19 protein-coding genes, 1 tRNA gene and 1 pseudogene are annotated in these 21,844 nt (G+C 64.5%); 8 read left to right on the forward strand and 13 right to left on the reverse strand.

Translation table 11 applies throughout. The annotated features are described in order from the left end of the window. Positions 1–121 precede the first annotated feature (121 nt). Positions 122–1,315 (reverse strand): HlyD family secretion protein, encoded by a 1,194-nt coding sequence (locus tag EN862_RS25595; protein ID WP_127866284.1) that lies wholly within the window; start codon positions 1,313–1,315, stop codon positions 122–124. A gap of 132 nt (positions 1,316–1,447) precedes the next feature. Between EN862_RS25595 and EN862_RS25600 the strand changes: the two genes are divergently transcribed. Beyond that, the gene (locus EN862_RS25600) at positions 1,448–2,146 is read left to right on the forward strand and encodes a TetR/AcrR family transcriptional regulator (RefSeq protein WP_127866285.1); all 699 of its coding nucleotides are present in this window, start codon (positions 1,448–1,450) and stop codon (positions 2,144–2,146) included. 221 nt (positions 2,147–2,367) lie between these two features. Further along, on the forward strand, positions 2,368–4,827 hold the full coding sequence (locus EN862_RS25605; RefSeq protein ID WP_127866286.1) for a DNA translocase FtsK: 2,460 nt from the start codon (positions 2,368–2,370) through the stop codon (positions 4,825–4,827). Between the two features lie 182 nt (positions 4,828–5,009). On the opposite strand, the gene yihA is transcribed toward EN862_RS25605, so the two are convergent. The 3 genes from yihA to EN862_RS25620 form a co-directional block, all read right to left on the reverse strand. Next, positions 5,010–5,666: a ribosome biogenesis GTP-binding protein YihA/YsxC gene (gene yihA / locus EN862_RS25610; RefSeq protein WP_127866350.1), complete on the reverse strand. Its 657-nt coding sequence runs from the start codon at positions 5,664–5,666 to the stop codon at positions 5,010–5,012. An 11-nt stretch (positions 5,667–5,677) separates the two neighbouring features. Continuing rightward, positions 5,678–6,316 (reverse strand): CatB-related O-acetyltransferase, encoded by a 639-nt coding sequence (locus EN862_RS25615; protein WP_127866287.1) that lies wholly within the window; start codon positions 6,314–6,316, stop codon positions 5,678–5,680. Positions 6,317–6,458: 142 nt separating this feature from the next. Then, positions 6,459–6,773: a hypothetical protein gene (locus tag EN862_RS25620; RefSeq protein WP_127866288.1), complete on the reverse strand. Its 315-nt coding sequence runs from the start codon at positions 6,771–6,773 to the stop codon at positions 6,459–6,461. A 288-nt stretch (positions 6,774–7,061) separates the two neighbouring features. Here EN862_RS25620 and EN862_RS25625 point away from each other — a divergent pair, with 288 nt between their 5' ends. Then, positions 7,062–8,357, forward strand: coding sequence for an HlyD family secretion protein (locus tag EN862_RS25625; RefSeq protein ID WP_127866289.1), 1,296 nt, complete (start codon positions 7,062–7,064; stop codon positions 8,355–8,357). Further along, complete coding sequence (locus EN862_RS25630) at positions 8,354–9,898, forward strand: DHA2 family efflux MFS transporter permease subunit (protein WP_127866290.1); 1,545 nt, start codon at positions 8,354–8,356, stop codon at positions 9,896–9,898. Before EN862_RS25625 ends, EN862_RS25630 begins: the two co-directional genes overlap by 4 nt. A gap of 685 nt (positions 9,899–10,583) precedes the next feature. On the opposite strand, the gene yidC is transcribed toward EN862_RS25630, so the two are convergent. From yidC to rpmH, 3 genes are read right to left on the reverse strand one after another with little or no spacing between them, the layout of a single operon-like run. Further along, the gene (yidC, locus tag EN862_RS25635; protein ID WP_127866291.1) at positions 10,584–12,416 is read right to left on the reverse strand and encodes a membrane protein insertase YidC; all 1,833 of its coding nucleotides are present in this window, start codon (positions 12,414–12,416) and stop codon (positions 10,584–10,586) included. Positions 12,417–12,430: 14 nt separating this feature from the next. Further along, a complete protein-coding gene (gene rnpA, locus EN862_RS25640) occupies positions 12,431–12,784 on the reverse strand; it encodes a ribonuclease P protein component (protein ID WP_127866292.1) in 354 nt (117 codons plus the stop codon). A 16-nt stretch (positions 12,785–12,800) separates the two neighbouring features. Further along, on the reverse strand, positions 12,801–12,935 hold the full coding sequence (gene rpmH, locus EN862_RS25645) for a 50S ribosomal protein L34 (protein ID WP_008833937.1): 135 nt from the start codon (positions 12,933–12,935) through the stop codon (positions 12,801–12,803). A 255-nt stretch (positions 12,936–13,190) separates the two neighbouring features. On the opposite strand from rpmH, the gene EN862_RS25650 reads away from it, so the two are divergent. Further along, entirely contained in the window at positions 13,191–14,684 is a 1,494-nt protein-coding gene (locus EN862_RS25650; protein WP_127866293.1) for a HAMP domain-containing sensor histidine kinase, read from the forward strand. A 187-nt stretch (positions 14,685–14,871) separates the two neighbouring features. Continuing rightward, positions 14,872–14,948 (forward strand) — tRNA-Arg (locus EN862_RS25655). A gap of 65 nt (positions 14,949–15,013) precedes the next feature. On the opposite strand, the gene EN862_RS25660 is transcribed toward EN862_RS25655, so the two are convergent. Continuing rightward, positions 15,014–15,616, reverse strand: coding sequence for a TetR/AcrR family transcriptional regulator (locus tag EN862_RS25660; RefSeq protein WP_127866294.1), 603 nt, complete (start codon positions 15,614–15,616; stop codon positions 15,014–15,016). An 88-nt stretch (positions 15,617–15,704) separates the two neighbouring features. Between EN862_RS25660 and EN862_RS25665 the strand changes: the two genes are divergently transcribed. Then, positions 15,705–16,475, forward strand: a complete 771-nt coding sequence (locus tag EN862_RS25665) for an SDR family NAD(P)-dependent oxidoreductase (protein ID WP_127866295.1) — start codon at positions 15,705–15,707, stop codon at positions 16,473–16,475. 173 nt (positions 16,476–16,648) lie between these two features. On the opposite strand, the gene EN862_RS25670 is transcribed toward EN862_RS25665, so the two are convergent. The 4 genes and pseudogenes from EN862_RS25670 to EN862_RS25685 form a co-directional block, all read right to left on the reverse strand. Beyond that, positions 16,649–17,425 (reverse strand): alpha/beta hydrolase, encoded by a 777-nt coding sequence (locus EN862_RS25670; protein WP_127866296.1) that lies wholly within the window; start codon positions 17,423–17,425, stop codon positions 16,649–16,651. A 48-nt stretch (positions 17,426–17,473) separates the two neighbouring features. Next, positions 17,474–17,923: pseudogene (locus EN862_RS25675) on the reverse strand (cytochrome P460 family protein). Between the two features lie 87 nt (positions 17,924–18,010). After that, positions 18,011–19,072 carry an alpha/beta hydrolase gene (locus tag EN862_RS25680; protein ID WP_127866297.1) on the reverse strand — a complete coding sequence of 354 codons (1,062 nt, stop codon included), beginning with the start codon at positions 19,070–19,072 and terminating at the stop codon, positions 18,011–18,013. 56 nt (positions 19,073–19,128) lie between these two features. Further along, complete coding sequence (locus EN862_RS25685) at positions 19,129–19,545, reverse strand: organic hydroperoxide resistance protein (RefSeq protein WP_127866298.1); 417 nt, start codon at positions 19,543–19,545, stop codon at positions 19,129–19,131. A 323-nt stretch (positions 19,546–19,868) separates the two neighbouring features. Between EN862_RS25685 and EN862_RS25690 the strand changes: the two genes are divergently transcribed. Then, a complete protein-coding gene (locus EN862_RS25690; RefSeq protein ID WP_127866299.1) occupies positions 19,869–20,399 on the forward strand; it encodes a dihydrofolate reductase family protein in 531 nt (176 codons plus the stop codon). Positions 20,400–20,438: 39 nt separating this feature from the next. Here EN862_RS25690 and EN862_RS25695 read toward each other — a convergent pair whose 3' ends face one another. Next, entirely contained in the window at positions 20,439–21,614 is a 1,176-nt protein-coding gene (locus tag EN862_RS25695; protein WP_127866351.1) for an MFS transporter, read from the reverse strand. Between the last annotated feature and the right edge of the window lie 230 nt (positions 21,615–21,844).

Genomic DNA, 21,844 nt, shown 5'->3' on the forward strand with positions numbered 1-21,844 from the left:
AATTCAGGACAACCGCGTGGCGGCTTCCGTCCGGAAATGCGTCGAAACAGTTGGTCGGGTCTGCCGCTCGGAAGCAGGCTGGGCGGCTCGGCGCTCGAATGGCCGCCGAACCGCCCCCCGATCAGTTGGTCGTCGAAGCCGGCGCGGTGCGGCTGTCGACCGCGACGACGACGCTCAGGCCGGCGCGCAGCTTGCCGGTCTTCAAGACGTCGGCCGGCACGTCGATCCGCACCGGCACGCGCTGCACCACCTTGGTGAAGTTGCCGGTGGCGTTTTCCGGCGGCAGCAGCGAGAACACCGCGCCCGAGGCCGGCGCCAGCGAGGAGACCGTGCCTTCGAAGCTCTGGCCGTCGATCGCATCGACGGTGATGCGGACCTTCTCGCCGGGCACCATGCGGCCGAGCTGCGTCTCTTTGAAGTTGCCGACGATGTAGAGCTTGTCCATCGGCACGACGACGGCGAGCTTCTGGCCGGGGCTGACGAGGTCGCCCTGCTCGACCGAGCGGTTGCCGACGACGCCGTCATAGGGCGCCTTCAGCACGGTGAAGGAGAGGTCGCGCTGGGCCTTGTCGCGGGTGAGCTGCAGCGAGGCGAGCGTCGAGGCCTGCTCCGCGCGCTGTGCTTCCAGGACGCCGATATTGGCCTGCGCCGCGGCGATCTGGGCATCGGCGCCAACAAGCGCCGCCTTGGCCTGGTCGAGCGCGGTCTGGGCGTCGTCGAGCTGCGCCTGCGAGCCGACACGGGTCTTGAGCAGCTGTGCGGCGCGGTCCTGGGCGCGCGCCGCATTGTCGGCGGCAGCCTGGTCGGCAACCTTCGAGGCCTGGGCCTGTTGCAGCGAAGCTTGGGCCGCCTTGGTCTGGGCGTCGATGCGGTCGAGCGTCTTCGCCAGCGTGGCGATCTGCGCCTCGGCCTGGGCGACGGCGATCTTGTAGTCGCCATTGTCGATGACGAACAGCGGATCGCCGGCTTTGACCTTCTGGTTCTCGCTCACCAGCACCTTGTCGATATAACCGGATATTTTCGGCGACACGAACGACATATCGGCCTGGACATAGGCGTCGTCGGTGGAGATCATGAACCGGCCGTCGGTCCAGTAGTTATAGCCATAGTAGGAACCGGCGCCGAGCAGGGCCAGGCCGATGATCGGCAAAAGGAAAGAGCGCACCGAACGCTTCTTCTTGGCGGGTGCTTCAGCCGCGGGCGTCGCAACCGGAGCGGCGGGCTGGACAGGGATTTCCGGAGCCTCGGTCGACGGCTGGACCTTGGCGTTGGGAAACGTACGGACTTCGGCGGTGGCGGGCGCGTTGGAGGACATGGGTAACTCTCTGGATGTCAGTCAGACTGAACCGTTCGGTTCGAATTGGTCATTGACATAGCGCGGGAAGAGGATCATATCAAGAGGAAATCGAACCGAGTGGTTCGAAATATTTTCTAAGGAATGACTTCCATGGTCGACACGACAGCGGACAGCGATCTGCTCGACTTGCGCAAGGGCCGTCCGGCGGCCGGGCAGGATCCGGTCAAGCGCGCCCAGATCATTGAAGGCGCGCGGCGCGTCTTCATAGACAAGGGCTTCGAGGCCGCCTCGATGAACGATATCACGCGCGAGGCTGGCGTCTCCAAGGGCACGATCTACGTCTATTTCGAAAACAAGGAAGAGCTGTTCGAGGCTCTCATCGAGGAAGAGCGCGGCACCATCTTCAAGAACTTGTATGAGGCGCTCGATCATTTCGAGGACCTGCGCAGGACGCTGGTCAAGTTCGGCATGGGGCTCTCGGCCAAGATCACGTCGGTCAAGGTCATCCAGGCGCAGCGCACCGTGGTCGGTGCCGCCGACCGGATTCCCGAGCTCGGCGCTCGTTTCTACGAACGCGGCCCGAAGCGCGGCCACGACAGGATGATGGTTTTCCTCGATGAGGCGGTCGCGCGCGGCCTGCTCAAGATCGACGATGTCGATCTTGCCGCCTATCAGTTCACCGAGCTCTGCCTCGCCGGCCTGTTCCGCCAGTGCATCTTTTCCTATCGCACCAAGGCGCCGAGCCAGGCCGAGATCGAGCGCGTCGTCACCTCCGGTGTCGATGTGTTTCTCAAGGCCTACGGCACGGAAAAATTCTTCGCCGAGGAACGGGCTTCCGCGTCGGCCTGATTGTCCCGGCTTGCGAAGTCCGTTGCGGGCGGCGCAAGCCTTGAGAATTCGCACCCGCGAGCTGAAAACTTTGCCGTATCGCGGCGGACCTCACGTGCCGTGAAGACCGTCTGCCGATCTTTTTCAGACGCCGATCGGCATCCTCCACGGGCGCTTTCGGAAGGACCTGTTAACCATCGCTTTCTATGTCTCGGGAGACGTTCAATCGGCGAGTCTCGAGTATGACATCCATGCGCTTTCCCCGTGCCAATCTCTCCGGCGATTCCGCTTATCAAGGCGACAACGATCACGGCGCAGACGGGCGCCGTGGCGGGGTTCCACAAGCGCAAGCGGGACAGGTCGTGACGTTGCGGTCCTCTAACCAGGGCGAATCGAATGCCATTCGCAGCGCGTCCTCCCAATCGGCCGATGGCGGCGAGTTCCAACGCCCGGCCTGGCAGGATTATTTCTTCCTCGCGCCCAATGTGCGGTTCACCCGCACGCCCGACACCGATCTCACCCGGCGGGCCGCTCCGCAGGAAGATGCCGCACCGGCCAAGACTCCGGCACGCGCGCCCGTCCGGCCTGCACCGGCGACGCCGCCGACCAATTCAGTTCGGACCATTCCCGCGGCTCCCGCCGTTCGAGCCGCGGCGCCGGCGCAAGCCAAACCGGTCGTCGGCCCTTCCGCCGCCACGCCCGTCGCTCCCGCTGCACCGCCCCAGCCCACCGCCGCTCCAGCACAGAAACCACGCCCGAGCGGACTGCGCTGGTCCTATCTTTCCGATCACGCCTTCTTCGAGTTCGGCATGCCCTTCCTCGCCGAGCGCCTGGCGCGGGCACGCCTGAATGAAGCGGGGCAGCCCCCCACAGTGCCAGTGTCGCCGCCAGTCAGCCCGATGCCGGCGCCGGCGGCGCAACCGATACCGCCCCGCGCCGCCTTCATGGGCGAGGCGACATCGTTCTACCGGGTCATCGAGTGGCGCTCCAACGCGGCGGATATGAGCCCTGCTCCGGCGCCGACGCCGTCTCCGGTGGCCGCCCAGCTGGCACCCGCCGAGAACATGCCGGTTCCCGCGCCGGCAAGCGCAAGGATGGCGAGGCAGACACCCTCCTTGCCCATCGCCGGCGAGGTCGTGCCGTTGCCGGCTTCCGTCGGCTACGAGCCTCCCTCCGAGGAACTCCTGCAGATGCCGCCGGAAGGCCAGGGCTTCTACATATCGCAGGAGCGGATGGAGCAGAACGCCGACCTGCTCGAAAGCGTGCTGGAGGATTTCGGCGTCAAGGGCGAGATCATCCATGTCCGGCCGGGTCCGGTCGTCACGCTTTACGAGTTTGAGCCGGCGCCGGGCGTGAAGTCCAGCCGCGTCATCGGCCTGGCCGACGACATCGCCCGCTCGATGTCGGCGATCTCGGCGCGCGTCGCCGTGGTGCCGGGCCGCAATGTCATCGGCATCGAGCTGCCCAACGAGACGCGCGAAACGGTCTATTTCCGCGAGCTGATCGGATCGGCCGGTTTCCGCAACACCTCCTGCAAGCTGGCGCTCGGCCTCGGCAAGACGATCGGCGGCGAACCGGTCATCGCCGAGCTCGCCAAGATGCCGCATCTGCTGGTGGCGGGCACCACCGGCTCCGGCAAGTCGGTCGCCATCAACACCATGATCCTGTCGCTGCTCTACCGGATGAAGCCGGAGGAATGCCGCCTAATCATGGTCGATCCCAAGATGCTGGAGCTCTCCGTCTATGACGGCATCCCGCATCTTCTGACGCCGGTCGTGACCGATCCGAAGAAGGCGGTTACGGCGCTCAAATGGGCGGTGCGCGAGATGGAGGACCGCTATCGCAAGATGGCGCGCCTCGGCGTGCGCAACATCGACGGCTACAACCAGCGCGCTGGCAGCGCCCGCGACAAGGGCGAGGTCGTGACCATGCAGGTGCAGGCGGGCTTCGAGAAGGGCACCGGGGAGCCGCTGTTCGAGGAACGCGTGATCGACCTCGCGCCGATGCCTTATATCGTCATCATCGTCGACGAGATGGCCGACCTGATGATGGTGGCCGGCAAGGAGATCGAAGGCGCCATCCAGCGGCTGGCGCAGATGGCGCGCGCCGCCGGCATCCATCTGATCATGGCGACGCAACGCCCGTCGGTCGACGTCATCACCGGCACGATCAAGGCCAATTTCCCGACCCGTATCTCCTTCCAGGTGACCTCCAAGATCGACAGCCGCACCATCCTTGGCGAGCAGGGCGCGGAGCAGCTGCTCGGCCAGGGCGACATGCTGCACATGGCCGGCGGCGGGCGCATTTCGCGCGTGCACGGCCCCTTCGTTTCCGATCTGGAGGTCGAGCATGTCGTGGCGCATCTGAAGGCGCAGGGGCGCCCCGAATATCTCGACACCGTCACTGCCGACGAGGAAGAGGCCGAGGAGGCGGCCGATTCCGGCCCGGTCTTCGACAAGGGCTCGATCGCCGAGGAGGATGGCGACGCGCTCTTTGAGGAAGCGGTCAAGGTGGTCAAGCGCGACAAGAAATGCTCGACCTCCTACATCCAGCGCCGCCTCGGCGTCGGCTACAACCGCGCCGCCTCGCTGGTCGAGCGCATGGAGAAGGAAGGCCTGGTCGGCGCCCCCAACCATGTCGGCAAGCGCGAGATCCTCACCGGCCGGCGCGATCGCGAGCCGGAGCGCGAAGAGACGGACTGAGCGGCGCGCGCACGCCCCCTCATCCGGCCGCTTCGCGGCCACCTTCTCCCCGTGGGGGAGAAGAGACTGGCGCCAGCGCCGGCAATCTCCTCTCCCCTAGGGGAGAGGTCAGCCGAGCGAAGCGGAGGCTGGGTGAGGGGGAGCGCCATACGCGGTTGGCTCGCTCCGAGGCCACAACCGCGTCAGCCGCCGTTTGCCACCAGCACGATCGCGGCGCGCAGCTCGTCGAGGCCCGAGGCTTTTTCCGATGATGTCGCCAGTACCACGGGGAAGGCCGCCGGCCGCTTCTTGATCTTGGCCAGCGTCTCCTCGATCAGCCTCGGCACGCCGGCGGCCTTGATCTTGTCGGTCTTGGTCAGGACCACCTGGTAGGACACCGCCGCCTTGTCGAGCAGGGTCAGCACTTCCTCGTCCTTAGCCTTGATGCCGTGGCGCGCGTCGATCAGCACATAGACGCGCTTCAGCGTCACGCGGCCCTGCAGATATTCGTAGATGAGCTTCGTCCACTCATCGACCTTATCCTTCGGGGCGCTGGCATAGCCGTAGCCCGGCATGTCGACCAGCGCCATCGGCGGCAGGTCGGCGCCTTCACCGGAAAACCCGTCGGGCACGAAATAGTTGAGCTCCTGCGTGCGCCCCGGTGTGTTGGAGGTGCGCGCCAGGCCCTTGTGCCCGACCAGCGCGTTGATCAGCGATGACTTGCCGACATTGGAGCGGCCGGCGAAGGCGATCTCCGGCGGTCCTTCCGGCGGCAGGAATTTCATCGACGGCACGCCGCGGATAAAGATCCAGCCGCGGGTGAACAGCTCCGGATCGATCTCAGTCCTGTCGCTTTTCATGTTTTGCGCGCTCAAGCCGCAGCCTCCAGTTTTGCAATGTCGGCGCCCCGAATGGCGTCGAGGTTGCGGCTGATCTTGTCCACCGGCCAGTCCCACCAGGCCGCCTTGAGCAGGCGGCGCACGGTAAAGTCGTCGAAGCGCATCTTCACCACCTTGGCAGCATTGCCGGCCACGATCGCATAAGGCGGCACGTCGTGCGTGACAACCGATTTCGCCGCAACGATGGCGCCATTGCCGATCCGGACGCCCGGCATGATCACCGCATCCATGCCGATCCAGACGTCATTTTCGACAATCGTGTCGCCGCGGATCTCCTTCGACCATGTCTCAGGGTCGAAGCCCTCCTCCCAGCCATGCCCGAAAATGTTGAACGGATAGGTCGAGAAGCCGGACATCGCGTGGTTGGCGCCATTCATGATGAAGCGCGCGCCCTCCGCGATGGCGCAGAACTTGCCGATCACCAGCCGGTCGCCGATGAAGTCGTAGTGGTGCAGCACGCATTTCTCGGCGAATTTGTCGGGCCCGTCAGGATCGTCATAATAGGTGAAGTCGCCGATCTCGATGTTGGGTGCGTTCACCAGCGGCTTCAGGAAGCCGACGCGCGGCTGCATCGCGATCGGATGCTTGATGTTGGGATTGGGCCCGGTCATCGCCATCCCTCCGTGGCTAGAGCAATTCCAGGAAAAGTGTGAGCGGTTTTCCGTCCGGAATTGCGTAAAACAGAGAGACAGCGCGTTCCGGCGCGGTCAACGTCCGATCAAACTAACGTGATCCTGCCGCGGCACCAACCCTTCAGTGGCCGCCGCGGCAGATCACGATCGGATTGGAAAGGGCGCTGTCGAACCCACTGCCCTGATAGACCTGGACGTTCGACGCGCCGGGCGGCAGCGAGAAGCTGCCCTCGACGATTTTCTGCTCGCCGGCCATCGTGTGCAGCGCCCAGCTGAAGGTGCAGAATTGCGGCGGCGCCTTGGGTTGCACGTGACTACAATTGAGCTGCGCGCCACCCAGCATCGCCGCTCCGCCGCAGCTCACCGCGTCCTTCGCGGCGGCCGGAAAAGCGTATCCCATGAGCAGCGCCAGCATGGCGGTCTTGAGCCGGTTCATCGTCCTGTCCTTGCCGAAAACCCAAGCCGGTCCGGCGGGTTCTGGCCTATGCGATATTTTTACCAAGCGCCTTAGTCGGTCTTGCGCTGTGCGTCCAGCGGGATTATGTGCATGATGATAATAAGCATGCTCACGAAAAGTTGTCGCCGACTCGCTGACCTCCTATGTCCACCTCGCCCACCCTCAGCGTCGTGCTGCACGACGCCGCGGGCCTTTTCGGAACACGCTTGACCAATTGCAATCTGCTCGAGGCCTGTACCCAGCCGGCCGTCGACCGGGAGAAAGTCCATGTCTGAAGGAACCTCACCCAGAAAGCCCACCGACGAAGACATTGTCGGTGAAAGAGCAAGCGACCAGGTCATTCGCCTGGACAGCCAGCGCGAGCAAAGGCGCGGCAACAATCCGCCTGTCGTCGAGGACGACGAGCTGGAAGCGCCCGTGGCGCCGGAGCCGGCGACGCTGGAGGCTCCCTCGGCGCAGCCGAAGCCGGCTGCCGTCACGGTGGCTCCGCCCGCTCCCGCCAGGCCGCGCCGCAGCCTGACGCGGCCGATCCTGTTCGCGCTGCTGCCGGTCGCGCTGGTGGCCGGCGGCTACTATTATGTCGTCGGCGGCCAGATCATGACCACCGACAATGCCTATATCCAGGCGCAGTCGCTCGGCGTGTCGACCGACGTCTCCGGCACCGTCGACGAGATCGACGTGCACGACAACCAGTCCGTCAAGAAGGGCGACGTGCTCTTCCGCCTGCGGCCTGCCTCCTTCGAGACCGCCCTCGCCGGCGCCAAGGCGCAGCTCGGCACGGTGCGCAACCAGGTGCTGACGCTGCAGGCGAGCTACCAGCAGTCGCTGGCGTCGATCGACCAGGCCGAGGCAGACATTCCCTATTACGAGTCGGCCTTCCGGCGTCAGCAGGACCTGCTCAAGACCTCGACCGCCTCCAAGGCGACCTTCGACAGCGCCCAGCACGATCTCGTCGCGGCCCGCCAGAAGGTGACCGTCGCCAAGGCGCAGGCGCAGGCGATGCTTGCCCAACTCGGCGGCGACGCCAGCCAGCCGGTCGAGCAGAACCCGTTCTACCTGCAGGCCCAGTCGGCGGTGGACGACGCGCAGCGTAACCTCAACGATTCCGTCGTCAGGGCGCCGTTCGACGGCATCGTCACCAATGTCGACGCGCTGCAGGTCGGCAAGTACCTGCCGGCCTCGCAGCCGGCCTTCAGCCTGGTGTCGTCGACCGATATCTGGATCGCCGCCGAGCCGAAGGAAACCGAGCTCACCTATGTGCGCCCCGGCCAGAAGGCGACCATCAGCATCGACGGCTATCCGGGCGAGGTCTGGCACGGCACCGTCGGCTCGATCAGCCCCGCATCGTCGTCGAGCTTCTCGCTGCTGCCGGCGCAGAACACCAGCGGAAACTGGGTGAAGGTCGTGCAGCGCATCCCGATGCGCGTGACGATCGATGATCCGGACGGCAAGCCGCCGCTGCGCGGCGGCATGAGCGCTGTGGTCGACATCGACACCGGTCACGCGCGCGGCCTGCCCGATTTCATCGCCAGCCTCTTCAAGCAATCCGGGTCAAAGTCATGACAACGGCTTCCGCGACAGGCGCGCCCGTGGTCGCCAATCGCGGCGCCATCACCGCCTGCGTCATCCTGGCGGTCATCATGCAGGCGCTGGACACCACCATCGCCAATGTCGCGCTGCCCTACATCCAGGGCAGCGTCTCGGCCAGCGCCGACCAGATCAACTGGGTGCTCACCTCCTATATCGTCGCCGCCGCGGTGATGACGCCGCCGTCCGGCTACCTCGCCAATCGCTTCGGCCGCAAGCGCATTCTTCTGGTGGCGATCACCGGCTTCGTCGTCGCTTCCGTGCTGTGCGGCTTCGCGCAGTCGCTGCCGCAGATCGTCGGCTTCCGCCTGCTGCAGGGCCTGTTCGGCGCAGCACTCGTGCCGCTGTCGCAGTCGATCCTGCTCGACATCTACAGCGCCGAGGAGCGCGGCTCGGCCATGGCGCTGTTCGGCGTCTCGGTCATGGTCGGCCCGGTGCTCGGGCCGGTCATCGGCGGCTGGCTGACCGAGAATGTCTCCTGGCGTTGGGTCTTCTACATCAACGTGCCGATCGGCGCGCTGGCCTTTATCGGCGTCTCGATGTTCGTCCAGGAAACCAAGCTCGACCTCAAGGCAAGGCTCGACTGGCTGGGCTTCGGCATGCTCAGCGTCGCCATCGCCGCGCTGCAGATGTTTCTCGACCGCGGCGAGCAGCTCAACTGGTTCTCCTCGGCCGAGATCGTCGTCGAGGCCTTGGTCTGCGCGTCGGCCTTCTACATCTTCATCGTCCACACCTTCACCGCGCGCGACACTTTCGTGAACCCACGGCTGTTCCTCGACCGCAACTTCGCCGTCGGCATGATCTTCATCTTCATCATCGGCATCACCTATCTCGCCTCGCTGGCGCTGATGACGCCCTATCTGCAGACGCTGATGGGCTACCCGGTGGTCACCGCCGGCATCGTCATGGGGCCTCGCGGCCTCGGCACCATGGCCTGCATGTTCGTGGTCGGCCGCCTGGTCGGCAAGGTGGACACACGCTGGCTGCTGTTCATCGGCCTCGCCATCACCGCCTGGGCGATGTACGACATGACCGGCTGGACGCCGGCCGTCTCGCAATGGACGATCATCAGCACCGGCTTCATCCAGGGTGCAGGCCTCGGCTTCCTGTTCGTGCCGCTCACCACCATCACCTTCGCCACGCTGGCGCCGGAGCGGCGCGCGGAAGGCACCGGCCTCTACAATCTGTCGCGCAACATCGGCTCCAGCGTCGGCATCTCGGTGGTCTCGGCGCTGCTGACGCAGAACCAGCAGATCAACCACGCCAACATCGCCACCTATGTGACGCCCTACAATCCGGCCTTCGGCGACCCGGCGATCTCACAGGCGCTGAGCCCTTACACCGCCGCCGGCCGCGCCGCGCTCGACGGCCTCGTCACGCTGCAGGCGACGATCATCTCCTATATCGACGACTTCAAGCTGATGATGATCCTGTCTCTGGCCGCGATCCCGCTGGTGCTTCTGCTGCGCAAGCCGTCCACGCCGGCCAAGGTCGATCACAGCGCGGCCATGGAATAGAGGACCGGGATCCCGCCGCCCTCGGGACCCCGGCCTGTCGGACGACCTCCCAAACACCGGCGTCGCTGCGCCGGAAGCCGTCCGGCCTTTTTGGGGAGGACTGGAATCATAGGAAGCGGGTGCGGGCGGAGTTTCAGGAACTCCCGATAATTTACCCGAAAGTCCCGCCCCCGGTGGATCGAGCGGGCAATCACGTATGGGTTTATCGGCGAAGGCCAACGCAACGCCGTCATCCTCGGGCTTGTCCCGAGGATCCGCCGCCGCACGCGGGTGTGGCGCGTTCAGTTCGGGGAGGCCGGTAGATCCTTGGGACAAGCCTGGGGATGACGGCGATCAAGGCATGCCGGTTATCTGAACTCCAAAGCCATCCCGATCGCCTTGCCTCAAATGGCGCCGACGTTGGAGATTGGCCGAAACCCTCATGACGTCGTCATACTCGGGCTTGACCCGAGTATCCATGCCGTGACCCTTGCCGTAGAGTGTGACGGTGCAGAATTCTGAAGCGAGGCAACGCCTTAGCGTCACGGCATGGATTCCAGGGTCTGCGCGCGTCGCTCCGCTCCTTGCTCCGCCCTGGAATGACGACCGGAGACGGGCACGGCCAATCGCGAGAGTTGGCTCCGTCGGCATCTCCAACAAAACCCCGACCAACGGCCGGGGTTCGCTTTGGAAGGCCGGGTTCAGGCTATTCCGCCGGCGATGGTTTCTTGCGGAACATCGCCGCCAGATTGTCCCACAATTCGATCTTGGCGCCCTGGCGCTTCATGATCACGCCCTGCTGCAGGATCGACAGCGTGTTGTTCCAGGCCCAGTAGATGACGAGGCCGGCCGGGAACGAGCCCATCATGAAGGTGAAGATCACCGGCATCCAGGTGAAGATCGCGGCCTGCGTCGGGTCCGGCGGCGCCGGGTTCATGCGCATCTGCAGGAACATGGTGATGCCCATCACCACCGCCCAGGCGCCCATATGCGGCAGGAAGGCGGGCGCTGCGAAGGGCAGCAGGCCGAACAGGTTGAAGATCGACGTCGGATCGGGCGCCGCGAGGTCGTGGATCCAGCCGAAGAACGGCGCGTGCCGCATCTCGATGGTGATGTAGAGCACCTTGTAGAGCGAGAAGAAGACCGGGATCTGCAACGCCACCGGCCAGCAGCCGGCGAGCGGATTGATCTTCTCGGTCTTGTAGAGCTCCATCATCGCCTGCTGCTGTTTCATCTTGTCGTCCGCGTATTTCTCGCGGATCTCGACCATCTTCGGCTGCACCTTCTTCATGTTCGCCATCGAGGCGTAGGACTTGTTCGCCAGCGGGAAGAATAGAGCCTTGACGATGACGGTCGTGGCGAGGATCGCCAGGCCGAAATTGCCGAAGAATTTGTAGAGCGTGTCGATAAGCCAGAACATCGGCTTGGTGATGAAATAGAACCAGCCCCAGTCGATCAACAGGTTGAACTGGCGAATGTGACGGTCGGCCTCGTAGGCGTTGATCTTGGCGACTTCCTTCGCGCCGGCGAAGATTTCAGACTCGATCGTCGTCGACTGGCCGGGCGCGACGCTGATCGCGTCGGACAGGAAATCGGACTGATAGCTGTGGCTGTGCGGCCCGTCCTTGAACTCGAAATAGGAGAATTTCGGCTGGAAGGGCTGCTTCTCCGTCGGGATAAGCGTCACGGCCCAGTATTTGTCGGTGATGCCGAGCCAGCCATCGGTGGATTTGCCGGGCTTGACTTCCTTGTCCTTCTCGATGGCTGCGTATTTGTACTGCGCCAGCCCTTCGCTGCCGGTCACGCCGATCAGACCCTCATGCAGCACATAGGTGCTGGCGACGGGCGGCTTGTCGAAACGGGTGACGCGCCCGTAATTGTAGAGCGAGACGGCGGCCGTTCCCGAGTTCTGCACCGTGTCGGAAACGGTGAACATATATTCGTTGTCGACCGAGATGGTGCGCTTGAAGGTCAGGCCCTTGTCATTGGTGAAGGTCAGCGTCACCGGCGTCGAGGGCGTCAGCGTCGGATTGCCCTCGACCCTCCACACCGTATCCGCGCCCGGCACCGCGCCGGTCGCATCGTTACCGACAAAGCCGATCTCGGCGAAATAGCCATTGGGCAGCGATGAGGGGTTGAGCAGCTCGATCTCGGGCGAGTTCTTGTCGACCGTCTCGGTATAGTGCTTGAGCTTCAGGTCGTCGAGGCGCGCGCCGGTCAGGTTGATCGAGCCCGCGAGGCTGGGCGTGTCGATCTTGACGCGCTTGGTCGCGGCAATGGCCTGGTCGCGGCTGGCGGCGGTCACCGTTTCACCGCCAGGTGCGCCGGGAACGCTGCCGGCCGCCGGGGCCGGCGTTCCGGCCGCGCCGGAGTTGGCGCCCCCGCCCGCTTCCTTCTTCTGCGCCTCGACGCGCTGCTGCTCGATGCGGGCCTGCTCGCGCTGCTGCTCCATCTTCGGGTTCATGTAGAACACCTGCCAGAGCGTCAGGATCAGCACCGACAGCGCGATGGTGATGAAGAAATTGCGGTTGTTTTCCATCGAAAGCCCTTGGCCTATCGTGCGCCGCGTAGCCGGCGGGAAAGCTCGGCCTTCAACTGGCCGAATGGAGTGGCGAGCACGTCTTCACGCCCGACGATGACATAGTCATTGCCGGGCGCCATGTCATCGGCGGCGTGAACGCGCACGGCTTCCCTCAGCCGCCGCCGGACGCGGTTGCGCACCACGGCGTTGCCGACCTTCTTGGTGACGGTGTAGCCGACGCGCGGCGCAAGGTCGTCGCCGCGGTCGAGAACTTCAACGAGAAAAAGCCGTCCGCGGCGTTTCTTGCCGCCGCGCACAGCCAGGAAGTCCGCGCGTTTCAGAAGCCGCCCGGGAGTTTTCCCCTTTGGCTTGCCGGTTGCGGGCAACGATCTCGTCTTTCGTTCAGGCGCTGAGCCGCTTGCGGCCGCGATTGCGGCGGGCAGCAACGACGCCACGGCCACCCTTGGTGGCCATGCGGGCACGGAAACCATGCCGGCGCTTACGGACGAGCTTGGACGGTTGGTAGGTACGCTTCATTTGTTTTAATACCGCGGGGTGCGGCCCTTCTTGATTCTGTCACACTGTAACAGGAGCTTTGCCGGGCCGGCTTAGGCGCGATCGAAACCGCGCCGGGACGAATGGCCCGAGCGTGAGCGGGCTTATAGAAAGAAGGTTTTTGGAAGTCAATCCGCCGTGGTCTCCGGGCATTTTTTCGCTGGACCAAGGTTGAAATTGGCAAAAAAGCCGCAAATCGCATAATCTTACCCATCAAGGCTTCGTGAAGACCGCGTCATGACGAGTGAAGTCCTGTCCACGGATGAAAAGGCAACCCCGGCGGCGGCAAATCCGACGCGCCGGGTGCCGCTGTCGCGCGGCCTGTCGACCAAGCTTCTCCTTCTCACCATCGCCTTCGTGCTCCTGGCCGAAATCCTGATCTTCCTGCCCTGGATCGCCAGCTATCGGGTCAACTGGCTGAAAGAGCGGTTGAGCACCGCCGCCGCCGTGTCGATCGTTTTGTTGCAGGGCGAGCCCAACTCGCTGTCGCACAACGCCCAGAACGACGTGCTGATGGCGATCGGCGCCAAGGCGATTGCCGTGCGCGACGGCGGGGTGTCGCGGCTGCTCGTCGTTTCCGACATGCCGCCGCAGGTCGACGAGCATATCGACATCGCCAATGTCGGCCTGGTCAACGGCATGACCGGCGCGCTCGACACGCTGTTCTTCGGCGGCAAGCGCATGCTGCGCGTCTTCGGCCCGGTCGGCGACAGCGACAAGGAATTCGAGCTGATCATGCCGGATTACCGTCTGCGCGACGCCATGCTGAGATACTCGCGCAATGTCGCCGTCGTCTCGCTGCTCATCTCGCTCTTCACCGCAATGCTCGTCTATGCGGCGATCGACCTGATCATGATCGGGCCGATCCGCACCATGACGCGCTCGATCCTGTCCTTCTCCGAGGCGCCAGACGATCCCGGGCGGATAATCTGTCCGACCGAGCGCTCCGACGAGATCGGCGTCGCCGAGCGCGAGCTGGCGCAGATGCAGGATCGGCTGCAGAAGATGCTGGCCGAGCAGAAGCACCTCGCCGACCTCGGCTTGGCCGTGTCGAAGATCAATCACGACATGCGCAACATCCTGGCTTCCGCGCAGCTCATGTCGGACCGCCTGCGCCAGGTGAAGGACCCGACCGTGCAGTCCTTCGCGCCAAAGCTTTTGCGCGCGCTCGACCGCGCCGTGTCCTATTCCGAAGGCGTGCTTCATTATGGCCGCACGCAGGAGCCGGCGCCGTCGCGCCGGCGTCTGCGGCTGCGCCAGCTGGTCGACGACGTGCACGGCCTGCTCGATATCGAGGAAGGCATCGAGTTCATAAACGGCGTCGAGCATGCCTTCGAGGTGGATGCCGATTCCGACCATCTCTTCCGCGTGCTCACCAATCTGTGCCGCAACTCCATTCAGGCGATGGCCGCCGATACGGAGAGGACGGTGGTGCGCCGGCTGGCCGTCGCGGCCGAGCGCCATGGCAGCGTCAGCCGCATCACCGTCACCGACACCGGCCCCGGCCTGCCGCCCAAGGCGCGCGAGAACCTGTTCGCCGCCTTCCGCGGCTCGGCGCGCAGCGGCGGCACCGGCCTTGGCCTGGCGATCGCGCATGAATTGATCCGCGCCCATGGCGGCGCGGTCGAGCTGGTCGAATCGATCGGCGGCCGCACCGTCTTCGCCGTCACCATTCCCGACCAGCCGGTCCGGCTCGACCAGGCGCGCAATGGCCTGCGCCGCCCCGCCTGAGGTGCACCGAGATTCAGGTGAGGCCGGCCTGCAATCGCGATACGCCTCGGCAGGGACGAAAGTACCTGCGACAAAACTTTTGCCGGATCGGCTTGCAATTCTCAAATTCAGTCGTTAGGGAACACTCCACATCGCGGCCGGCCGTCTCGACCGGATCGCGGGGCTTGTGTCAGACACGGCCTGTTGCGCGCCCGTAGCTCAGCTGGATAGAGCACCAGACTACGAATCTGGGGGTCAGGAGTTCGAATCTCTTCGGGCGCGCCAATATTTCAGTGATAGGTCGGCCCGGAAAGTCCGCCAAGGCGCTTTGACGCGTTCAACGACTTCTATCAACGGCTTCCCGGCCAGGCTGAAAGCGCGATGTCGACCAGACGTCTTAGCCTTTCGGTACAAGCACCGTCACAGGCTTGCACCGACATTCCTTGCACGAAAGCTCCGTAGAATCGTGCAAGCGAATCCGTGTCGGCGCCGGCGGCAAGTTCCCCTTCGCTGACTGCCCTGTCGAAACGTTCGCGTATGGCTTTGATTGCAGCCTCGCGCCTTGCAGTTACGGATTTCGCGACCGTCTCGTTTTCCGCCGCGCATTGAACAACCGCTGTCGAGACGATGCATCCGCGCGGATCGCCGGGACGCGAGATGCCGGTCGCGACGTCGTGCAGGTAGAAGGACAAAGCCTCGTAAGCGCTCATATCGCTCTGCAGCGCGTCCATCCGGGCCTTGCTCTCCCGCTCGGTGGCATGATCGAGCGCCTGCCTGTAGAGCTCCTCCTTGGAGCCGAACGTCGCATAGAGCGACGGCGGGGTCACGCCCATGGCCGCCGTCAAGTCGGCGATCGATGTTCCTTCATAGCCGTGTTCCCAGAACAGTCGCGCCGCGACGTCAAGCCCGACATTGCGATCCAGGGTCCTCGGCCTGCCCCGTTTTTTCGTCATTTATATATCGATCCCTATAAAATCTGTTGACAGCTATCGACTTCGATTAATATATCGATCGCTATTAAAAATCGCAATGGAGTTGCAGATGTCCGGACGTCTCTCGAACAAGGTCGCGCTCGTAACCGGCGGATCGCGCGGCATCGGGCGAGCAGTTGCGCTCGCCTTCGCCAAGGAAGGTGCCGCGCTCATCGGCGTGCACTACGCCAGCAATAAGGAAGCCGCGGACGCTACGGTGCGGGATATCGAGGCGCTGGGGACGCGAGCCGTCGCCATCGGCGCGGATTTGCGCGACGCGAAGGCGGCTGCCGACAGCATTGCCGGAACGTTTAGGGCAGCGGCCCTGGCCGCGACTGGCAAAGCCGGCCTCGACATCCTCGTCAACAATGCCGGCATCGCGGTGGCAACGCCGTTAGCACAGACCAGCGAGGCCACGTTCGATGACCTCATGACCATCAACTTCAAGGCGCCGTTCTTCCTGATCCAGACGCTGGCGAATGATATCCGAGACGACGGCCGCATCATCAACGTTTCCACCGGCTTCACACGCATCGCAGCGCCGACTCATCCGGCCTATGCGGCGTCAAAGGGGGCTCTCGAAACACTGACGCTGGCGCTCGCGCCCGATTTCGCCAGCCGCGGCATAACCGTCAACTCGGTCATGCCCGGCGTCACCGAGACCGACATGAACGCGGACTGGCTTGCGACAGATGCGCGTGTGGGCGCGGAAGCATTGTCGGTGTTTTCACGTGTCGGCCAGCCCGCCGACGTTGCCGACGTCATCACCTTCGTCGCGTCGAACGACGCACGGTGGACGACAGGGCAGTCCATCGACGCCACAGGCGGCGCTCGGATCTAGCCGCCCCTCCTGCGCGGGATGTCGGCGCCAAACAGGTCCGCGCCGCACGCCCGTACCCATGAAATTGGCGTCTGCATCAGCGGCCTCGACAAGCACCTCGCCCGGGCCACCAGGCCCGGGCAACTCGGCAAGGTTCAATCACGGTCTGCCTTGCGCGGTCATTGCGACCGCTTTCACTGTGATGCCTTCGCAGCGGCCCTCTCGATCAGCCGCGCCACCGGCCCAGGGTGCGACACCATTACCACATGCGAGGCGCCCTTGATCACCACGGTACCCTGTGAGTGGGCCCGGGCAGCCATGAATGCCAAGGCCTCGGCTGGTATGTTCTTGTCGCCGTCTCCGTAGATGAACCAGCTCGGCACCTTCTTCCACGCCGCTCCAGTTTGGACTTCGTTCAGCGCGGCTTCCTCGATGGGCCTCTGCGCCGCGGCCATAAGCCTGGCTTCGGCTTTGGGGACGTCGGCGGCGAACTGCTCGTGGAACTTGTCCTGCTGAATGTAGAGGTCCTTCCCACCGCTTGACAGGGTGACCGGCGGCGCGAGGGTCGGACCGAGCGAGCTGCCGGGGAATTTGCCGGCGAGCTGCGCGGCTGATTCGCCCGCATCCGGCGCGAAGGCCGCGACATAGACCAGCGCCTTGACGGTCGCATGGCCGTCGGCCGCCTCGCTGATGACCGAGCCGCCGTAGGAATGCCCAACCAGGACGACAGGCGACTTGATGGAGCCAAGGACGTCGGCGACGTAGCCGGCGTCATTTTTGACGCCACGCAACGGATTGGCGACAGCCACGACCGGATAGCCATCCTTCTCCAGGATTTTGACGACGCCGTTCCAGCTCGACGAGTCCGCGAACGCGCCGTGAACCAGGACTATGGTGGGTTTGTCACCCTGCGCGTACGCATTGCCGAAAAAGGCGCTGGCGATCGCCAAGGCTGCAAGCAGTATTTTCATCTGAATGTCCTTCGTGAGTGTCTTCGTCTGAACGTGTTCATGATTGAACTACGGCGCAAGCCGCGTGAAGAAATAATCGCGACCCTGGACGCGCTCCTCATGGCAAGAGAAGCAGGTCTGGTGCTGAGCTTCATCGACCGGCTTGCCATCGACGAACCTGCCGAAGCCCTATCCGCCCGTAGCCGCGTATTTCTTCGAATCCTTGACCATGACCTAGACCGTCGTCGCCGCGCCGGGAACGGAAGCGGGTTCGAATTCGGCCGATTGCGCCCGTTTCCACGCGAGCTTGACGAGGACGGTGCCGTCCGGGAACGGCAGCCTGCCAGCCTGATATGCTTCGATCGCAACCCTGTTCGCGACGACTGCGCGAAGCTCGTTCAAGGGGGCCGCTTCCAACGCCGGGGCGACCAGTTCCCAACTCCGGTAGCCCGCGGGGATCGTCACGCCGTAGATCGGGGAGGCATTGGTCGTGTCCGAACCCGCGCCGGCTTCACGCATAGCGCACGCCCCTGCAGCCAATAACGTTGTCAGTCCGGCCAAGACGATACCAAAGCGTCTCATCGCAATCTTCCTTCTGCCGAGCGCTCAGAGCCGGTCGACGTCGATGACTGCCTGAGCGAAAGCCTGGGGGGCTTCCTGCGGCAGGTTGTGGCCGATGCCGCCCGTGATCAGCCGGTGCTCGTATTTGCCGGAAAATTTCTTGGCGTAGGCGCCGGGGTCCGGATGCGGCGCGCCGTTGGCATCGCCTTCCATCGTGATCGTGGGAACGCCGATCATCGGAAAGGTGGCGAGCTTCTTCTCCATCTCGTCATATTTGGGTTCGCCTGCGGCGAGGCCGAGACGCCAACGGTAATTGTGGATGACGATGTCGACATGGTCCGGATTGGCGAAGGCTGCCGCGCTGCGCGCGAAAGTGGCGTCGTCGAACTTCCATTGCGGCGACGCGAGCCGCCAGATCAGCTTGGCGAAGTCGTCCGTGTTTTTCGCATAGCCTGCACGGCCGCGCTCGGTGGCAAAATAGAACTGATACCACCATTGGAGCTCGGCCTGCGGCGGCAGCGGCGCCACGTTGGCGGCCTGGCTGCCGATCAGATATCCACTGACAGACACCATGGCCTTGCAGCGCTCCGGCCAGAGCGCGGCAACGATATTGGCGGTCCGCGCCCCCCAATCGTAGCCCGCGACGACCGCCTTCTGGATCCCGAGGGCATCCATCAAGGCGATGATGTCGACGGCGACCGCCGCCTGCTGGCCGTTTCGGACAGTGGCGTCCGACAGGAAGCGCGTCGTCCCGTACCCGCGCAGATAGGGCACGATCACGCGGTAACCTGCATCCGCAAGCAGCGGTACGACGTCGACATAGCTGTAGATGTCATAGGGCCAGCCATGCAGAAGGATGACTGGAGGCCCGTCCGAAGGGCCGTCCTCGGCATATCCAACGTTCAGCAGGCCCGCGTCGATTTGCTTCAGCGATGCAAATGAAGTCCGCGGCTTTATGGAGCCTTGGGCGGTGGTTTTCGGATCGCCGCCTTCTGCACCCGCACCACTGATCGCGCCGAGTTGCGCAGCCGCCAAGGTCGCGGCGGCGATGCCGAACAGGCGCCGGCGGGAATGGTCGATGTCTTCCGGAGTTCTGAATGCATTCATGGGTGCACCGCCTTGCTGTGAGGTTTGGTCAGGTCCGACCGACAGTCGGGACCGGGCTAGATCAGGCTGATTTCGACCTCGATGTTGCCGCGTGTGGCCTTCGAATAGGGACAGGTCTGATGGGCCGCGTCGACGACCGCTCGCGCGACGTTGGGGTCGAGACCCGGCAGGCTTACATTGAGGCGCGCGTTGAGGAAGTATGCACCTTCATCAACGTTCAGATCCACCTCAGCGTCGATTGCTGTGCCGGCAGGCAGCACGACATTCATCTTGCGGGCGGCGATCGCCATCGCTCCCTCGAAGCAGGCCGACCAGCCGGCCGCAAACAGCTGCTCGGGATTGGTGCCACTGCCGGGACCTCCGGGTGTCGATAGCCGGATATCTAGCCTCCCGTCGGAGCTGCGGGACGCCCCATCCCGACCACCGGTAGTGCGGACTTTGCCGGTGTAGAGCCGTTTTGCCTGTGCGGTCACGTCATTGTTCCTTGCTGGAAGCTTGGCTGCTTCGACACATAGAGAGACGTCGCCCGGCTGGCCCGTTATGGGTTATGAGGAGGTGTTAGTGCTCACCAGCAGGAGCAAGTCCTGAAGCAGAGTTATCGTTTCGCCGGGCCCGGCAGTGGTCGCCTGAATTTCGTGCCGGGGAACTCGATAGGTGGGCGGGCGGACCTGGCCCGCGCCCCCGTGCTGCGTTCATGCACGCGCCAAAAACCAATTGCAAAACAAAACCAGTCGGCCTAACCTGAACCGATCGCACAACGCAATCAGATCGTGCGAATGCCATGCGAGGACAGGCGATGGCCAGGCTCGTGTTTGGAATGAACCAGTCGCTGGACGGCTACGTCGATCATACGGAGTTTGGGCCAAGCCCCACGCTCTTCCGCCATTTCATCGAAGATGTGCGGCGCAAGGCCGGCAGCGTCTACGGCCGCCGCATGTATGAGACCATGCGTTACTGGGACGACGAACATCCTGAATGGGATGCCGATCGACAGGCCTTCGCGGCGGCGTGGCGGAACCAGCCGAAATGGGTCGTCTCGCGCACGTTGCAATCGGTCGGCCCCAATGCCAGCCTGGTCGGAAATGACCTTGAGGGCGCGATGCGCAAGCTGAAGGCCGAGCGCGACGGCGAGATCGCCGTTGCCGGCCCGGATCTGGCGCGAAGCCTCACCGACCTCGGCTTGATCGACGAATATCGGATCTACCTGCATCCGGTCGTGCTTGGCCGCGGCAAGCCTTATTTCGCCGGGCCCCGGCCGCCGCTCCGGCTTATCGCCAGTGATCGGATCGATGAGGATGTGATCAGGCTGGCCTATATTCCTGCGTGATCACGCCATGTCGGGCGCGGCGAGGTCCGTCGAAAAAACTCAGCCCGCCTGCGGTGCCGTTCGGGCTTGCACGAGCAGCCGGCGTTCGAACCCCCACAAAAGGACCGGGCAGGCCACAAGAGCCGCCGCGCCGAGGCCGAGGGCCGCGCCGGCGCTGCCCGTCCAGAGCGCAAGCTTGCCTCCGAGCCAGGGCGCGATCAGCATCGTGGCGTAGTACACCGTGTAGAAGAGCCCCATTCCCAGCGCGCGTGTCGCCGGCGCCAGCGCCCGCGCCGGCAGGCTCATGATCGCTCCGGCCGGCAGCCCGCAGACCAGGCCAAGCACAACCAAGGTGGGCAGCACCGCTGAACCGCGCCACAGCAAGAGGACCAAGGCCGCGAAAGCGAGACAGCTTGTCGCCAGCATGGCGTTGCGGCTCCTGGTCTGGTCCGCGAGGTAGCCTCCGAGGGGAGAAAGCGCCGCGAGCCACAGCACGATGCTGACGGCCGAGCCGGCGGCGGCCGTCGACCAGCCGCGCTCGACCAGCATCGACGGCGCGAAACTGAAGATCATCGCGAAGCCGATATTGTAGAAGGCCCAGATCAGGCCCGCCAGCAGCACGGCCCAGACGGCCGGCTTCGCAAGCCGCGAGCCTTCCGCTGAAGCCGGAGCGGCGGCGGGTCCGGGTGGCTGGTACAGGAACCCCACCAGCGCAAGCGCCGCGACGATGAGCGCCATCACCGCGATCTGCGTCCCCGCTATGCCGAATTGCGCCTGTATCAGCGGCAGCCCGGCGAGTGTGAGGGCGATGCCCAGCGGCCATGAATTGATGAAGATCGCCATGGCCGTGGCAATCCGCTGTCCCGCGAACCAGTCGACGACCATCTTGGTCATCAGCACGTTCAGCAACACGCCTCCGACCCCGGAGATCAGCCGTCCCGCGATCTGCACGCTCCATGAGGCCGAGACGAAAAGCAGCATCTCGCCGGCCAGCATCATCACCAGGCCGGCGAGCACGCTTGCCTTGTCGCCGAAGCGCCTGCCGATCGCGCCGCCGGGAAGTGCCAGCGCAACGCCTGGGGCGAAATACAGGCCGATGAGCACACCGATGTCGGCGAGGTTCGCATCAAGCGCCTTGCCCAGTTCCGGCGCAATGGCCGCAACGCTCTGGAATTGTACCGCCATCGCGGTGCGGGCGACGAAGAGAACGGAAAGGATGGTCCAGCGGCTGCGCATCACGATCGGGTCCGGTGCGACGGGAGTGCCGGCCGGCGCATCGGTCGGATCGTGCGGAAAGGCCTGCTTTCGCCCGGCCCGCGACGGCCGGCGTTCCGGCGCTGCGTGCAGGCCAGCTCCAGCCTTGGCGGTATGGCCGAACTGCCCCCTGCCATCTTTTGCCCCACCGGATCTGCCGGCGGCCGCTACGGCCGGCCTGCTACCTGCTTGCGCATCGAGCTTCTCGGGTC

Source organism: Mesorhizobium sp. M2E.F.Ca.ET.219.01.1.1 (assembly GCF_004016445.2).
Lineage (GTDB): Bacteria > Pseudomonadota > Alphaproteobacteria > Rhizobiales > Rhizobiaceae > Mesorhizobium.

Bases quoted from the DNA above. Each gene is read 5' to 3' on its own strand.
- EN862_RS25595 (WP_127866284.1), bottom strand. From the start codon at position 1,315: ATGTCCTCCAACGCGCCCGCCACCGCCGAAGTCCGTACGTTTCCCAAC.
- EN862_RS25600 (WP_127866285.1), top strand. From the start codon at position 1,448: ATGGTCGACACGACAGCGGACAGCGATCTGCTCGACTTGCGCAAGGGC.
- EN862_RS25605 (WP_127866286.1), top strand. From the start codon at position 2,368: ATGACATCCATGCGCTTTCCCCGTGCCAATCTCTCCGGCGATTCCGCT.
- yihA (WP_127866350.1), bottom strand. From the start codon at position 5,666: ATGAAAAGCGACAGGACTGAGATCGATCCGGAGCTGTTCACCCGCGGC.
- EN862_RS25615 (WP_127866287.1), bottom strand. From the start codon at position 6,316: ATGACCGGGCCCAATCCCAACATCAAGCATCCGATCGCGATGCAGCCG.
- EN862_RS25620 (WP_127866288.1), bottom strand. From the start codon at position 6,773: ATGAACCGGCTCAAGACCGCCATGCTGGCGCTGCTCATGGGATACGCT.
- EN862_RS25625 (WP_127866289.1), top strand. From the start codon at position 7,062: ATGTCTGAAGGAACCTCACCCAGAAAGCCCACCGACGAAGACATTGTC.
- EN862_RS25630 (WP_127866290.1), top strand. From the start codon at position 8,354: ATGACAACGGCTTCCGCGACAGGCGCGCCCGTGGTCGCCAATCGCGGC.
- yidC (WP_127866291.1), bottom strand. From the start codon at position 12,416: ATGGAAAACAACCGCAATTTCTTCATCACCATCGCGCTGTCGGTGCTG.
- rpmH (WP_008833937.1), bottom strand. From the start codon at position 12,935: ATGAAGCGTACCTACCAACCGTCCAAGCTCGTCCGTAAGCGCCGGCAT.
- EN862_RS25650 (WP_127866293.1), top strand. From the start codon at position 13,191: ATGACGAGTGAAGTCCTGTCCACGGATGAAAAGGCAACCCCGGCGGCG.
- EN862_RS25660 (WP_127866294.1), bottom strand. From the start codon at position 15,616: ATGACGAAAAAACGGGGCAGGCCGAGGACCCTGGATCGCAATGTCGGG.
- EN862_RS25665 (WP_127866295.1), top strand. From the start codon at position 15,705: ATGTCCGGACGTCTCTCGAACAAGGTCGCGCTCGTAACCGGCGGATCG.
- EN862_RS25670 (WP_127866296.1), bottom strand. From the start codon at position 17,425: ATGAAAATACTGCTTGCAGCCTTGGCGATCGCCAGCGCCTTTTTCGGC.
- EN862_RS25680 (WP_127866297.1), bottom strand. From the start codon at position 19,072: ATGAATGCATTCAGAACTCCGGAAGACATCGACCATTCCCGCCGGCGC.
- EN862_RS25690 (WP_127866299.1), top strand. From the start codon at position 19,869: ATGGCCAGGCTCGTGTTTGGAATGAACCAGTCGCTGGACGGCTACGTC.
- EN862_RS25695 (WP_127866351.1), bottom strand. From the start codon at position 21,614: ATGCGCAGCCGCTGGACCATCCTTTCCGTTCTCTTCGTCGCCCGCACC.